The organism is Phytohabitans maris (assembly GCF_031085175.1).
GTDB classification, from domain to species: Bacteria; Actinomycetota; Actinomycetes; order Mycobacteriales; family Micromonosporaceae; genus Phytohabitans; species Phytohabitans maris.
This window is the reverse complement of sequence record NZ_JAVHUY010000012.1, coordinates 17,279-32,328: the sequence shown is the minus strand read 5'-3', so window position 1 is coordinate 32,328 and position 15,050 is coordinate 17,279. Positions and strand designations below refer to the sequence as shown.

At 73.7% G+C, this 15,050-nt stretch carries 12 protein-coding genes; 2 read left to right on the top strand and 10 right to left on the bottom strand.

All coding sequences use genetic code 11. From position 1 onward, the window contains the following. Window positions 1–10: 10 nt before the first annotated feature. From RB614_RS14550 to RB614_RS14520, 7 genes are all read right to left on the bottom strand, one after another. Complete coding sequence (locus tag RB614_RS14550) at window positions 11–718, bottom strand: SDR family NAD(P)-dependent oxidoreductase (protein WP_308713009.1); 708 nt, start codon at window positions 716–718, stop codon at window positions 11–13. Next, on the bottom strand, window positions 715–1,560 hold the full coding sequence (locus tag RB614_RS14545; RefSeq protein WP_308713008.1) for an ABC transporter permease: 846 nt from the start codon (window positions 1,558–1,560) through the stop codon (window positions 715–717). The genes RB614_RS14550 and RB614_RS14545 overlap by 4 nt, the downstream gene beginning before the upstream one ends. 13 nt (window positions 1,561–1,573) lie before the next feature. Beyond that, complete coding sequence (locus tag RB614_RS14540; RefSeq protein ID WP_308713007.1) at window positions 1,574–2,386, bottom strand: ABC transporter ATP-binding protein; 813 nt, start codon at window positions 2,384–2,386, stop codon at window positions 1,574–1,576. 38 nt (window positions 2,387–2,424) lie between these two features. Then, on the bottom strand, window positions 2,425–3,537 hold the full coding sequence (locus RB614_RS14535; protein WP_308713006.1) for an ABC transporter substrate-binding protein: 1,113 nt from the start codon (window positions 3,535–3,537) through the stop codon (window positions 2,425–2,427). A gap of 62 nt (window positions 3,538–3,599) precedes the next feature. Further along, a complete protein-coding gene (locus RB614_RS14530) occupies window positions 3,600–3,911 on the bottom strand; it encodes a hypothetical protein (RefSeq protein ID WP_308713005.1) in 312 nt (103 codons plus the stop codon). 76 nt (window positions 3,912–3,987) lie between these two features. After that, window positions 3,988–5,085: a class I SAM-dependent methyltransferase gene (locus RB614_RS14525; protein WP_308713004.1), complete on the bottom strand. Its 1,098-nt coding sequence runs from the start codon at window positions 5,083–5,085 to the stop codon at window positions 3,988–3,990. A 14-nt stretch (window positions 5,086–5,099) separates the two neighbouring features. Next, window positions 5,100–7,115, bottom strand: coding sequence for an oxidoreductase (locus RB614_RS14520; RefSeq protein WP_308713003.1), 2,016 nt, complete (start codon window positions 7,113–7,115; stop codon window positions 5,100–5,102). A 363-nt stretch (window positions 7,116–7,478) separates the two neighbouring features. Here RB614_RS14520 and RB614_RS14515 point away from each other — a divergent pair, with 363 nt between their 5' ends. Next, a complete protein-coding gene (locus RB614_RS14515; RefSeq protein WP_308713002.1) occupies window positions 7,479–8,999 on the top strand; it encodes an aldehyde dehydrogenase family protein in 1,521 nt (506 codons plus the stop codon). Window positions 9,000–9,067: 68 nt separating this feature from the next. On the opposite strand, the gene RB614_RS14510 is transcribed toward RB614_RS14515, so the two are convergent. The 3 genes from RB614_RS14510 to RB614_RS14500 form a co-directional block, all read right to left on the bottom strand. Next, entirely contained in the window at window positions 9,068–10,522 is a 1,455-nt protein-coding gene (locus tag RB614_RS14510) for a pentapeptide repeat-containing protein (protein ID WP_308713001.1), read from the bottom strand. 181 nt (window positions 10,523–10,703) lie between these two features. Next, window positions 10,704–12,335, bottom strand: a complete 1,632-nt coding sequence (locus RB614_RS14505) for a S8 family serine peptidase (protein WP_308713000.1) — start codon at window positions 12,333–12,335, stop codon at window positions 10,704–10,706. A 2-nt stretch (window positions 12,336–12,337) separates the two neighbouring features. After that, complete coding sequence (locus tag RB614_RS14500; protein ID WP_308712999.1) at window positions 12,338–14,002, bottom strand: RICIN domain-containing protein; 1,665 nt, start codon at window positions 14,000–14,002, stop codon at window positions 12,338–12,340. A 276-nt stretch (window positions 14,003–14,278) separates the two neighbouring features. Between RB614_RS14500 and RB614_RS14495 the strand changes: the two genes are divergently transcribed. Beyond that, window positions 14,279–15,049: a carbohydrate-binding protein gene (locus RB614_RS14495; RefSeq protein WP_308712998.1), complete on the top strand. Its 771-nt coding sequence runs from the start codon at window positions 14,279–14,281 to the stop codon at window positions 15,047–15,049. The last annotated feature ends 1 nt before the right edge of the window (window position 15,050 follow it).

Here is a 15,050-nt window from a genome sequence, read left to right as displayed (position 1 = left end):
CTCCTCACGCTCATTGGATGGTCACGCCCCCGTCGACGAAGACCGTCTGGCCGGTGACCATGGCGGCGGCGTCGCTGAGCAGGTAGGCGACCGCGCCCGCGACGTCGGCCGGCTCGGCCATCCGCCCCAGCGGGATGGTGGCCATCTTCTCCGCCATGTACCGCTGGTCGCCGCGGACGTCGGCGGTCATGTCGGTCGGTACGATCGTCGGCCCGACCGCGTTGACCCGGATCCGGTCGGCCGCCCACTCCAGCGCCAGCACCCGGGTCAGGTGCAGCACGCCGGCCTTGCTCACGCAGTAGCCGGCGCTCCCCTTGACCGCGATGTGCCCGTTGGTGGAGCCGAGGTTGACCACCGCGCCGCCGGCCGCCCGCAGCGCCGGGTACGCCGCCTGGCACATCCGGAACGTACCGGTCAGGTTGACGTCCAGCACCTCGGTGAAGTCCACTTCGGACATCGTGGCGGCCGGCCCGCGGCGCACCACGCCGGCGTTGTTGACCAGCAGGTCCAGCCGGCCGTACCGGTCGACCACATCGGAGACCAACGCCGCGCAGGAGGCCGCGTCGCGGACGTCCACCCGGTGCGCGGCGCCCGCGAGGTCGGCGCTGGCCACGGTCGCCCCGCGGCCGGCCAGCGTCGCCGCGACGCAGGCGCCGATCCCCCGCGCGGCGCCGGTGACCACGGCGACCCTGCCGTCGAGCCGGAACGGATCGGTCATGCGCCGATCACCCGGGTGTCCTCGGCCCAGAACGCGAGCCGCCGCTGGAGCAGGCGGATGACGAAGTGCGCGACGAGCCCCATCACGGAGAGCACCACGAGCACCGCGAACATCCCGGAGATGTCGAAGTTGTAGTTGGTCTGCAGCAGCAGGTAGCCCAGCCCCTCCTTGGCGCCGATGAACTCGCCGACGACCGCGCCGAGGATGGCGAAGACGATGCCGATGTCCAGGCCGGCGAAGATGAACGGCAGCGCGGTGGGGAGCCGTACCATCCGGAAGATCTGCGCCCGGCCGGCGCCGAAGACGGTGAGCATCTGGATCCGGTCCGCGTCCGCCGCCCGCAGCCCCTCGATGACGTTGACCAGCATCGGGAAGAACGAGATGACCGCGGCCATCACCACCTTGCTGGTCAGGCCGAAGCCGAACCAGAGCACGAACAGCGGCGCCAGGGCCACCTTCGGCACGGTCTGGAAGGCCACGATGTACGGCATCAGCGTCGCCTCGACCACCTTGACCTGGGAGATGAAGGTGCCGAGCAGGACGGCGGCGCCGACCCCGATGAGGAACCCGAGCAGCGCCTCCCGGCTGGTCACCCAGAGATGGCTCCAGAACAGCCCGTCGCCGAGTTGGCGCCCCAGCGCGTCGAAGATCTGCGACGGGCGGGGCAGGACGTACTCGTCGACGGAGAAGAGCTCGGTGCCGTACTCCCAGGCGAGCACGACCACCACGAACACGGCCGGTACCAGCCACAGCTGCGGCCGCTCGCGCAGGTCGAGCCGGCGGCGGGTGGGCTTCTCCGGCGCGGGCGTACGGGCCCCGCCGACCACCTCGGTTGTCGCCATGGTCTCCCCCTCGTCAGTCGATCACGCTGGCGGCGTTGAAATGGGCGCGGATCCGGTCCACGTACACGCCGGCCCGGTCCGAGGACATGACGCCCAGGTCGCGCGGGCGCTCCAGGTCGATCGGGACGATCTCGGCGATCCGCCCCGGGCGCTGGCTGAGCACCACCACCCGGTCGGAGAGGAACACCGCCTCCGGGATCGAGTGGGTCACCAGCACCACCGTCTGCCCGCTCTCCCGCCAGATCCGCAGCAGCTCCACGTTCATGTACTCGCGGGTCATCGCGTCCAGCGCGCCGAACGGCTCGTCCATCAGCAGCACGGCCGGGTCGTGCACGAGCGCCCGGCAGATCCCGGCCCGCTGCTGCATGCCGCCGCTGAGCTCGTGCGGGTACTTGCGCTCGAACCCGGTCAGCCCGACCATGTCCAGCAGCTGCTGGGCGCGTTCGCGGTGCCGAGCCGGATCCAGCTTCTGGATCTCGGCCGGCACCATGACGTTGTCGAAGATGGTGCGCCAGGGCAGCAGCGTCGGCGCCTGAAACACCATCCCGACCTCGGGAAGGGGCTTGGTCACCTCGCGGCCGGCGATCCGCACCGTCCCGGCGGACTTCGGGCTGAGCCCGGCGAGGATCTTCAGCAGCGTGGTCTTGCCGCACCCGGACGGCCCGACGACGGAGATGAACTCCCCGCGCCGGACGGTCAGGTTGATGTCGACCAGCGCCTGCGTCGGGGCCGACCGGCGGGGCTGGTACCGCTTGTCCAGGGCCGCGACCTCGATCCACGTACCCTCGGACACCTCCGCCGCCGGCGGGCGCGTCCGGCGTCCCATCGCCTTGATGGCCATCGACTTCCCTTCCCCGTCCGCCGCTACTTCGCCGTGTAGCCGGCGGCCTTGTCGACCACCGCGGCCTTGTCGAACTGGTTGGCCGCGCCGAGCAGGCCCGGCTCCCACACCTTCCCCAGCTCGACGTCCCCGGTGATCTGTCCGGCCTGCTTCGTGTACGCCTGGGTCTTGGCCCACTCCTGGTCGCTGATCGCGCCCCAGTCGCCCCACTGCTCGGGCGTACCGGTGGTGGGCGTGGCGGTCTTCAGCCAGGCGGTCAGCACCTTGGTGTCCGTGGCGATCTGCGCGTCGGCCTGCTTGCCGGCCAGGATCTGCGGAAACACCTTGTACCCGATGCGCATCGCCGCCTCCGGGTTCTTGGCGGAGAAGAGCATCGCCTTGTACGAGGCGCGCAGGAACCGGGTGTAGACGTCCCGCTTCTCCTCCAGCGTGCGCGCCCCGACGGCGAAGCTCAGCGAGCGGATGCCGTCGAAGACGTCCGGGTTGTCGAGGTACGTCAGCGTGGTGCCGGCGTTCTCGATCACCGTGTACGCCTGCGTGTAGAGCGCCAGCGCGTCCACCTTGCCGTCGTTGAGGGCGGCGGCGGCCTGCGCGCCGACACCGACCGGCAGCAGCTCGACGTCCTTGGCCGGGTCCAGGCCGGCCTCGGCGACGAACGCCCGCGCGTACGGGGCGGAGCCCGACGCCAGGCTGATCACGCCGATCTTCTTGCCCTTGAGGTCGCCGCCGCCGGCGATCGTGCTGCCCGGCTTGACCGCGATCACCCACGGCCAGTTCTGCACCAGGCCGCCGATCGCCTTGACCGGCACGTTCTTCTCGGTCGCGCCGAGGATCGAACCGGTGTCGGCGGCGGTGACGTCACCGCTTCCGGAGGCGACCGCCTGCAGCGCCGCGACCGAACCGTCGGTGTTGATCGTCTCGACGGTGAGCTTCTCCTCCTCGAAGTAGCCCAGCTCCTTGGCCACCGCGAAGACGGCGACCTCCTCCTTCGGGCCGATGACGGCGGAGGCGATGGCGAAGGTGAGCTTCGCCGGCGCGCCCTGCTCGGCACCCGCGTCGTCGCCGGATCCCCCACATCCAGCCAGTGCCACCACGGCGGCCAACGCCGCCGGCAGCAGACCCGTCTTGTATCTCATGTGGACACCCCTCGAATTGACTCGTCAGATCGGTCGGACCGGGTCGTGGGGAGGCGAGACCGTCAGCCGGTCTTGCCGTGCAGGGCCGCTTCCCACTGGTCGCGCAGCGGGTGCTCGGCGGGGCCCTGTTCGGTGAGGATGCGCATCAGCCGGGCCAGGAGCTGGTCCCGTTCCCGGTCGAGCACCACCTGCTCGTCGTCGCCGGCCGCGAAGCCGTCGACCTCGCCAGCGCCGATGACGCCGTGCCGGACCAGCAGCGCCTCCAGCACGCGCTCGCGCTGCCGGGTCACGTGTACCTCTGTGGACAGTTGCAGCACCAGGTCGAGAAGCTTGCCGAAGCGCGGGTCGCCGAAGTAGTCGAACTCGACGCTCATGCCCGTCCTCGCTTCGCCGCGGGCGGGCATGAGGCTACATACGCGCTGCGCCCGATGATTCGCTCGCTCCGCTCGCTCATGCGGCGGCTCCCGGCTTCGAGGCTTCCGGCTTCGTCGCGGAGAGCACCGCCCACGGGAAGTGCCACTCGGCGCGGTCGCCCCAGCCCTCCGGCTGTACCCCCTTGGTCCGCTCGTCGAACGGGTCCCAGCGCGCGCCGGTGAGGCCGGCCTCCGCGCACATCGCGACCAGGTCGGAACCGAACAGGGCGTGGAAGAAGGGCTCGTTGTTGCGCTCGGCGTGCTCGTACACGGTCGCGTCGCGCAGCGGGTCGCCGGTGAGCTGGAACTCCAGGAAGCGCAGCGCCCCGCCCGGCTTGAGCAGCCGGGCCGCCTCCCGGATCGTCTCCCGGATGGCCTGCGCCGGCATCTCGTGCAGCACCATCGTGCCGGTGACCACGTCGCAGGAGCCCGCCTCCAGCCCGGTCGCCCGGCCGTCGCCCTGGCGGTAGTCGACGGCCAGCCCGGCCGCCTCCGCCTCGGCGTGCGCCAGCCGCAGCCCGGGGGCGGCGAGGTCGATGCCGATGACCTGCGCGGTCGGGTACCGGCCGACCAGCGGGCGGGTGCTCTTGCCGAACCCGCAGCCGATGTCGACCACCCGGGTCGCGGCCGGCATCGACGGCAGCGCGGTCTCGATGAACAGCCGGTGGAACTTGTAGCCGTCGTTGTCGCGCAGCATCACGATCCGGGCGCCGAACTCGTACACGTATGCGGACATGTCGTCGGAGAAGAAGCCGCCCGGCTGGATGTGGATGTCGTAGTCGGTGTACCAGTCCGGCAGCTCCAGGTCGGGGTCGAGCGCCAGCGACCCGGCCGGCTCGGCGGGTACCGACGCCAGCTGCTCGGCCAGCTCCTCGCGGCGGCTGAGCACCGCCTCGCCGGCCACCTTCCAGAGCATCTTCTGCTGCACCCGCTCCAGGTGGCTGAACCACGGGTACAGCGGCAGCTCGCGCAGCACCCGGCCGGCGGCGTCCACAGTGGCCGCCGGCTCGCCCGCGGCGGCGTACTCCCGGGTCAGCGCCGGGTACACGGTGTCCGCCCAGCGCTTGCGCAGGTTGAGGACGAAGTCGACGGCCGAACGCTCGTCGAGCGTCAACCGTTCCTCGATGTCGAGCATTTCCACTCCTTGGGTCAGTAGGCGAGGCTCACCCGCTCGGCGGCGGGTGTGTCGTGGCGGCCGAGGAACGCCCCGGCGAGGCGGCCCTCGTAGACCGCCTCCAGGGCGGTACGCGGGGCGTTGGCGTCCCCGACCAGGTGGACCTCGGGCCCGCCGGGCAGGGCGTCCAGGGCGCGGAAGAGCTCGTCGTCGGCGACCGCCGTGCCGGCGTCCACCACCGCGGTGACGCCGTCGAGCACGATGTCGGCGCCGGCGAGCGGGCCGGTCAGCGCCACCGTCGCTGCGTCCACCGCCCGGACCGTCCGCATTGGATGGACGACGACGCCGAGGTCGGCGAAGCGCTTGAGCAGCGCCAGCCGGGAGTACGTGGTGATCCGGGCGCTGACCGCCGCGGTCGGTGAGACGAGGTGCACCGTGGCCCCGTGCCGGGCCAGGGCTTCGGCCACCGACGCCGCCGCCCAGGTGCCCTCGTCGTCGGTCACGACGAACGTGCCCGCTTCGCGGCTCGCCAGGCCGGCCACCGCCTGCCACAGGTCGCGTACCGGCGGGCCGCCGAGCAGCGGGCGCCGGGCCGGGCGGGAGCCGGTCGCCACCACCACGTCGTCGTACCCGCCGGCGAGCACCTCCTCCACACCCACCCGGTGGCCGAGGCGGACCTCGACCCCGCTGGCCCGTACCTCGGCGGCCAGGTCGTCGGTGAGCAGCCGCAGCCGTACCCGTCCGGGCACGGTCGCGGCCAGCGCGACCTGCCCACCCAGGCTGGGCCGGGCCTCGGCGAGGGTGACCCGGTGGCCGGCGCGCCGGGCCGCCACCGCCGCGGCGAGGCCGGCCGGGCCACCGCCGACCACCAGCACCCGCCGGGAGCGGCCCGCCTGCGCCAGGTCGCGCCACGCGTCCCGCCACTCCCGCTCCGCGCCGACCTCCGGGTTGACCACGCAGGAGATCGGCAGGCTCGCCTCCAGCCGGCCGATGCAGCCCTGGTTGCAGGCCAGGCAGGAGCGGGCCTCGTGCTGGCGCCCCTGCGCCGCCTTGCGCACCAGGTGCGGGTCGGCGATGTGCGGCCGGGCCAGGCCGACCAGGTCCGCCTCGCCGGCCGCGACGAGCTCGGCCGCCTCGGGCAGGCTGTCCAGCCGGCAGACGGCCAGCACCGGCAGGTCGGGGAACTCGCGCTTGAAGCGGGCGGCGTGATGGCGGAACGGGGCGTGGCCGAAGCTCATGTCCGCCATCTGGGTGGCGAGCGAGTAGCTGCCGTGGTAGGCGGAGTGGCTCACGTGGACGTAGGCGAGCGGGAAGTCGGCGCGCAGCCGGGCGACGATCTCCACCACCGCGTCCGGGTCGAGCCCGCCGGGCAGGAACTCGTCGGCGCTGACCCGCAGCCCGACCGGCAGGTCCGCGGCGGCCAGCACGGCGGCGAGCACCTCCCGGGTCAGGCGCAGCCGGTTGTCGAGGGCGCCGCCGTACCCGTCGGTGCGGCGGTTGGTGTGCGGCGAGAGGAACTGCTGGAGCAGGTGGCCGTGTCCGGCGTGGACCTCCAGCCCGTCGTACCCGGCTCGCCGCATGCGCCGCGCCGCCGCCCCGAACGCCTCGACCACGACCGCGATGTCGCGGCGCCCCATCGCGTGCGGTACGTGCGCCCCGGCCGCCCAGGAGACCGGCGACGAGGACCAGGCGGCGGTGCGCGTGGCGTCCCCGTTGGCCTGCCGGCCGGCGTGCATGATCTGCGCGAAGATCCGCGCCCCGTGCTCGTGCACGGCCTCGGCCACGGCCGCGTACGCCGGGATGCTGGCGTCGCCGAAGCTGCCCAGGCTGATGCTGCGCCCCGCGCTGGTCGGGTGGACCCGGATCGCCTCGGTGACGATCAGGCCGACGCCGCCCCGGGCCCGCTCGGCGTGGTACGCCGCCAGCCGCGCGGTGGGCTCGTTGTGGTGGCCGAAGTTGGTGGTGTGGCCGGGAACGAAGACCCGGTTGCGCAGCCGCACGCCGCCCAGCCGCACCGGGGTGAGGAGCGATCCCAGGTTTCCGTCGGCCATGCCCGGCCTCCCCTCTGACGGCACCCTTCGACACACCCGATCGAAGTGTTCGGATGAGCCGTACGCCGTTCGAATGAGAGGAACGCTAGGACCGTCCGGCGAGCGCTGTCAATTGGCTACCAATGAGTAACTTGATCTGTGACAAGCCCTTGACCTGCCGTTTCTCCCAGCGGAACGGCAAGCGCCCGGCCGTTGCGCCCGCGTTTCCGGCCTGTAGCGGGCACGGTCGGGACCTTCGGCGCGGGGCTGGGTCCTTGGGCCCTGCGCGGGGGCCGGGCCCGAGGAGTTGCGTGGGGATGAGGCCGCATCGCGCGGTCTCGCCTGGGCGTTCGGTCGTCCAGGGGTCCTTTCGAGGAGGACGGCATGAAGTACGTCCCGCCGGGGCGGACCGGCAGCATCGTGGCGGTGCAGCCCCGCTACGACAACTTCATCGGTGGCAAGTGGCTACCACCGGCCCACGGCAACTACCGGGTCGACCTGAGCCCGGCCACGGCCGGCGCGATCACGGAGGTGGCCCAGTCGACGCCGGAGGACGTCGAGTGGGCGCTGGACGCGGCGCACGCGGCCAAGGGCGGCTGGGCCGATACGTCGGCGGCCGGGCGGGCGGCGGTGCTCAACGCCGTCGCCGACGCGGTCGAGGCCAACAAGGAGATGCTCGCCGTCGCGGAGAGCTGGGAGAACGGCAAGCCGGTGCGGGAGACCCTCGGCGCCGACATCCCGCTGGTCGTCGACCACTTCCGCTACTTCGCCGCGGCGGCCCGCTCCGAGGAGGGGCGCTCGACCGAGATCGACAAGGACCTGGTGGCGTACCACTTCCGCGAGCCGCTCGGCGTGGTCGGCCAGATCATCCCGTTCAACTTCCCGTTGCTGATGGCGGCCTGGAAGCTCGCGCCGGCGCTGGCGGCCGGAAACTGTTCGGTGCTCAAGCCGGCGTCCCCGACGCCCTGGTCGATCCTGAAGCTGATGGAGGTCATCGAGGGCGTCGTGCCGCCCGGTGTCATAAACGTGGTGAACGGCCCCGGCGGCGAGATCGGCAAGGCGCTCGCGGCCAACCCGCGGATCGCGAAGGTCGGGTTCACCGGGGAGACCGCGACCGGCCGGCTGATCATGCAGTACGCGGCGCAGAACCTCATCCCGTCCACCGTGGAGCTGGGCGGCAAGTCGCCCAACATCTTCTTCGCCGACGTGCTGGCCCACGACGACGCGTTCCTGGACAAGGCGGTCGAAGGGCTCGTGCTGTACGCGTTCAACAAGGGCGAGGTGTGCACCTGCCCGTCGCGCGCGCTGGTGCAGCGGGAGATCTTCGACGAGTTCATGGACCGCGCGATCGAGCGGATCGCGGCGATCCGGCAGGGCGACCCGCTGGACACCGAGACCCAGCTCGGCCCGCAGGTCTCGGCGGCGCAGCTGGAGAAGGTCGAGTCCTATGTGGAGATCGGCCGGAAAGAGGGCGCCGAGGTGCTCATCGGCGGCAAGCGCGCCGACGTCAAGGGCGAGTTCGCCGGCGGGTACTACTTCCAGCCGACCGTCCTCAAGGGAAACAACCGGATGCGCGTGTTCCAGGAGGAGATCTTCGGCCCGGTGCTCGCGGTGACCTCGTTCGCCGACGAGGCGGAGGCGCTCTCCATCGCCAACGACACGCTCTACGGCCTCGGCGCCGGCGTCTGGACCCGCGACGGCACCCGCGCGTACCGCATGGGGCGCGGCATCAAGGCCGGTCGCGTGTGGACCAACTGCTACCACCAGTACCCGGCGGGAGCGGCGTTCGGCGGCTACAAGATCTCCGGCATCGGCCGCGAGAACCACCGGATGATGCTCGACCACTACAGCCAGGTCAAGAACCTGCTGGTCTCCTACAGCGACCAGCCGCTCGGCCTCTTCTAGATCGAAGCTCCCCTGACGTCGTTCCAACGGCGTGAGGGGAGCTTCGATCACCCTGACCGCCCGAGGGGTCAGGCGACCGCGCCGTGGAACACCACGTCCTCGGGCGGCTCGCCGCCGAACACCACGTCGCCGTGGAAGGTGGCCCAGCCGGACCGCCCGCCGAGGGTGAACTCCGCCCGCTCGAACCGGCTGCCGTCGAACCGGGTCGTGCCGTGGAACTGGGCGCCCGTGAAGTCCGCGTACCCGGCTTCGCAGTCGCGCAGGTCGAGGTCGACCAGCGTGGCGCCGCAGAGCCACAGGTCGACGTCCTTCCACTGCCCCGGGCCGGGCCGCAGCCGCGAGGCCAGCAACTGCTGCGCCTCCTGCCTCGGCCGCAGCCACCCGGCCTGGTCGGCGGTGCGCTCCGGCGCGCGCAGGTCGAACGGTACGGGCACGCGCAGGAACGCGCAGAGCGTCGCCACCACCCGCTGCCGCAGGTCGGGCCGGTCGTCGCCGAGCTGGGCCAGGATCTGGAGCCCGGCCGAGCGGACCGTCGGGTCGGGGTCGGCGAGCTGCCGCGCGTACGGCGCCACCGAGGCGTCCGGCACCAGGTCGCCGCCCTCGGCGCCGGCCGGCCGCACCGTCCAGCCCAGCGGCCACTGCGACTCGCCGGCGTCGGTGCCGCCGGCCCAGTGGGCGCCGGTCAGGTCGACCGCGGACTGGTCGAGGTGGACCCGATCGGTGAACCGCGCACCGGTGAACGCGGCCGCCGCCCCGAACCGGGCGTTGTAGAACCAGGCCGGGCCTTCGAAACGGGCGTCCACAAAGGACGCGTCAGCGCCGAAGCGGGCGCCGTCGCCCCCCTCCTCCCAGGACTGGTAGTCCTCGATGAGGACCGCGACGGGCCACTCCGGGTCGTCCTCGTTCGGCTCGTCCCAGGGCGCCGGGTCGATCTCCTCGACCGTGTCCCACGCCTCGTCATCCTCCCACCAGGTGTCGGTGCCGCGGCCGAACCAGGCCAGCCCGCCGAACACCGCACCGGTGAACTCCGCCCGCCCGCGAAAGCGGGTCATGCCGAACTCGGCGTCGCCCGCGAACCGCACCCCGGCGAAGAGCGCGTCGCCGTAGAAGACCGCGCGCTGGAACTCGGTGTGGTCCTCGAAGGTGGCGCCGGCGAAGACCGTCATGCCGTGGAACCGGGTGTCGGCGAACCCGGCGCCGTCGAGCCGGCAGCCGCCGAAGTCGGCGTCGGTGAGCGTCGCCCCGGACAGGTCGAGGCCGATGCCGTCCCACGCTGCCGCCGCGCCGGGACGCAGCCGGTCGGCGAGCAGGGCGAGCACGGCGCCGCGCTCGCCGGGCGTGCCGCCGTCCGGCTCGGCCGGGGCGCGCAGCCAGTCGCAGATCGCGTCGGCGGCCGGCTGCCGCAGGTCGGGATCGGCCACCGCGAGCGCGATCAGGGCTTCGGCCGCGGCGCCCGCCGTGCCGGGTGCGGCCGCCGCGAGCCGCTCCGCCGCCGCCCGCAATGCCGTCGAGGTCTCGTTCACGGCCGCAGAGCCTAGCGGATCGTTTCAAACCCAGATTCCGAGCTACCGCGGCGTCCGCCGTGGTCCGGACCGTTGCGCGGGGTCCCCGGGGAAACGTGGAGCGCAGCGGAGCGTTTTCTTGGGGTGCGTTCCCGCGGCGTTGCTCTCCGCGGTGGTTTCACCAGCCGGGCACGACCGTGCCTCAGTCGCTCTTCGGGAGGTCGGAGAGGGTCGGCCAGGTCGTCGCCGGGGCGTCCGGTTCGCGGTACGGGTCGGCGACCGGGGCGGCCCGGGCGCGAAGCACGAGCCGGAGCCGGAACACCAGCAGTACCAGGGCGGTCAGCATGACCAGCGCCATGGCCACGAGGGCCACCACGCGGCCGCCGCCGGGCCCGCCCACCGGGTCCGGCGCGGTCACTCCGCGCGGCGCGGGGCCCGTCCCGCGCGCCGGCCGCTCGTCCGGAAGCTCCGTGTGCACCGACGCGAACGGGTCGATCATCCCGTGGCCCCACCCGGCGCCGGCGGCGGTGTCGGTGGGCTTGCGGGCGGTCGCCTTGACGCGGTGCACCACCTGGTTCGCCGCCAGGTCGGGGAACGCCGAGCGGACCAGTGCCGCCTGCCCGGCCGCGTACGCCACCGCGTACTGGGTGCCGCTGCCCACGAACCCGCCCGCGCCGGCCACGCCCAGGCTGGTGACGTCGACGCCGGGCGCGACGACGTCCACGCCGCCCGGCCGGTACCGGACCGCCGGCTGGCCGTTGGCGCCGACCGCACCGACCCGCAGCACGCCGCCGGCGGGCAGGACGGCCGCCGCGTTCACCGGTGTCCCGTCCGGTGCGGCGCCGGCGACCACGACGACGTCGTTCGCGGTGGCGGCGGCGATCGCCTCGGCCACCGCCGTCTCGTTGGTGTCCACATAGGAGCCGAGTGCGATGACGGTCGCGCCGGCGGCGGTGGCCTGCCCGATCGCGGCCGCCTGGTCGGCCGGGCGCGCCGTGGGCGCACCGGTGACCAGCCGCACCGGCAGGACGGTGGCGTCGGGTGCCACGCCGGCCGGCCCGCCGCCCTTGCCGCCCTGCCCGACGAGGATCCCGGCCATCGCGGTGCCGGTACCGAGGCAGTCGACGTCGCCGCGCCCACCGGCCGTCACGACGTCGACGCCGACCGTCACGTGCCCGGCGAGCTGGGGCAGGCTACCGTCCACACCGGAGTCCACGACGGCGATCAGCTGCCCCTTGCCCCGACCGCGGGACCAGGCCCGGTCGGCGGCGAGCCGCCGGGTGGCCCAGTCCGGGCCGGCCGCGCGGGTGGCCTTGGGCGGCGCGCACCCCTTGGCGGCCGGCGGCCTGGGGGCGGTGGTCGGCCGCACCCCCTGCTGCGGCGCCGCTGCGCCACCCGGCACCGCTGCGCCACCCGGCGCCGGCTTGCCGCTCGCGGCCGGCGGCGCGGGCGTCCCCTTCGGCGGTGACGTCGGGGCGGCCGGGGGCGGTGCGGGCGCCAGCGTGCCGTACTGGACGCCGGCGCCGACCGCGTCCCAGGGCAGCACCAGGCGCCAGCCCGGCCGCAGCCTGGCCGGGTCGGTCAGCGTGCCGCCGTCCGGCTGCGGCCGGCCGAGGTTCAGGTGGAAGACCTCGTCGGCGCGGTCGGTGGCGCCGAGGAAGCGCTCGGCGATCCCGGCGAGGCTCTCCGGCGCACCCTGGTACGCGGTGTTGACCGTGTAGAACTTGACGTACGCGGAGTCGTCGGCGCGGGCCGGCGCCGGGGCGAGGGCGGCGAGCAGGCCCAGCGCGGCGGCCAGGCCCCACCGCCCGAGCGTCCTGATCGGACTGTCCATGTTCACCTCACCGGTACCAGGCGCCAGAGGTGGTCGACGGTGCCGTTGTCCGGGTGCTGAAACAGGCGGGTGCCGTCGGTGTCCACCATGTACTGGAGGGCCAGCAGCAGGCCGCTGCCGGTGTTGTGGAACTGGTAGAGGCCGCCGCCGATGTCCTCGAGCCGCCACCGGGTGGCCGGGGAGCTGGCGTCCGGCACCTGCGCGACGAAGGCGTACGGCTCGGTGGAGCCGTCCAGCGGCGAGAGCACCATGCCGTTGTAGGCGCTCTTGACCCGTACCGTGCCGTCGCGCTCCTTGACCAGCAGCCAGCGCTGGCCCGGGTCGCCGTTGTCGGGCTGCTGCACGATGATCTCGTTCGGCGACTTCGACCGGTTCGGCACGGTCATCGCCTTTCCACTGTGGACGTTGAGGAGCTTGTACCGGGTCGGCCCGGCCGGCGACGGGCTGGACGTCCGGGAGGGCCGGGCCGGGGGCGCGGTCGGCTTCGGCGATCGCGGGCTCGCCGAGGGGGTGGGTGACGGCGACGGGCTCGCGGCCGGCGCCGCCCTGCCCACGCCGGCGTAGAAGTCGACCAGCGCGGTGGCGCGGTCGACGAACGCCACGGCCGGCGGTACCGGTGGCACCCCGCCGGCGGCGCGCACCGCGTCGGCGCCGAGGCGGAACGCGGCCAGCGCGTACCGGTAGCTGTCCCCGCCCATCGGCGCGAACGTCGCGACCAGGTCGCACATCGCGTACCCCAGCACCCCGACAGCCGCCACCGGGTCCCAGGGCGAGCCGGCCGGCGGAGCGTACTCGGCCCAGGCGTCCGTGCGGAACTGGGCGATGCCCATCGCGCCGTCCGCGGAGCGGAGGTTGGGGTCGAAGCCGGAGGCGGCCATGAGCTGGGCGGCGATCCGGGCCGGAGTGACCGGCGCGCAGACCGAGCCGGCCGCGCGTACCGCCGGGAGGTACTGCGCGGGCACGGCCTCCGGCGGTGCCGGCGCGGCGGCGGAGGCCACGGCCGCCCCGCCGAAGACGGCCTGGTCCGCGTACCAGGCGGTATAGCCGGCCACGAGGTCGACGTACCGCGCGGCGCCGGCCGGTACGCCCGCCGCCGCCTTGACCGCGTCCGTCCCCGAGCGGTACGCGGCGAGCGCGGCCCGCCACCGGTCGCCGCCGACGCCGGCCTGCCGCACCTGGCCGACGAGGTCGCACATGTGGTGGGCGAGCGCGTGGACGCTCGCCGCGGTGTCCCGGGGCTCCGCCCGCGGCCAGGGCGCCCAGGTCTTGAACGTCTCGGCCGGCAGCGCCGCGACACCGGCGGCGCCGGGCTCGAAGCCGGAGTTCGCCATCACCTGCCCGGCCAGCCGGGGGCCACTCAGCGCCGGGCAGGAGAGCGCGGCGAGGGAGAGCGTCTGGGCCATGGCGGCGTCGATCGGCCGGCCCGCGGTCCGGGCCGGGTCGGCCAGGGCGAGCTCGCGCCCGGCCACGCCGGTCAGCACGCAGACGAGCGCGAGCACCAGCGAGGTGACCGCCGCGCCGCGCCGGCTCATCCCCTTCCACCAGGCCACCAGGGCACGCGGGTGCGGCTTCTTCACGGCGGTCGTCTCCTCGTCGCGGCGGTGGCTCCGGTCCCGGGTACCGGAGGCTGACCGTTGCACGACGGGCGGGAGGGCGGTCCCGTTCATGGGTCCGCTCTGGGTCTTTCGACTCAGGATCGGTGGCCGATCGGGCAGCTACCGTCGGGCCGTGGCCGCGGGCGGTGGATCGCCCCCGGAACGGCGGCGACCTGCCACATCGGCAAATTTCCATCCGACGACACCTCGCCGGCCCCTGATGTCGGCGAGGTAACGATTGGTTGAAGATTCAATCCCATGGACGGCTATCGGTGAGCGTTGTGTAGATTCTCCCCGTGCCTGGGGTGACGAATCCGGTTCGTTGTTCACGCGGCGGGGTGGAGCGCGGTGTCCACTGACCCCGTCCCGGAGGCTCCCGACCCGGTCCGCCAGCTGCTTCACCCGCCCGCGATACCGGCTCGCTCGCTCCGCGCACCGCACTGGGCCGGGATCGGCGGGCTGGCCGGCGCCATCGTGCTGGCGGCGATCGCGATACCGCCGATGATCTCCCCGGCCGGCGAGAGACCGGCCGCGTTCCCGGCCGGCGCCACGCCGCCCGGCACGTCGAGCCCGCCCGCCGAGGCGGGGTCGCCGGCCGCCGGCGCCGCGCCCCGGCCGAGCCTGAGTCCGACCGCCCCGCCCGCCGAGCCGGGCCGGCTCACCGCGCCCACCGTGCCGACCGGCGACCCGGACACCGCGGCCGCGCCGTCGCCGCGCGGCACGCCGGCCGGGCCGACCGCGACGGTCAAGCGGTTCACCGCGGTGAGCGTGCAGGCCGAGGACCCCGGAAACCTGCTCGCCGACGGCGCCGGCGTCACCTCCTGCGCCACCTGCGAGGGCGGCGGCCGGGTCCGGTACCTCGGCAAGCTCACCGTCTACCTCGACCTGCCGAGCGCGGGCAGCCGGACCGTCACGGTCACCTACGAGTCGGACGGCGACCGGCAGATCCAGGTGTCCACAACGGACGGCCGGAGCTGGTCGTTCGACACCCCCGGCGCGGGCTGGGAGACACCCAGGACCTTCACCTTCAACGCGTACCTTCCGGCGGGCCGGGTCGCCCTGCTCTTCCACAACGACAACCACCCGGCCGCCGACATCGACAAAGTCACGATCAGCTGAC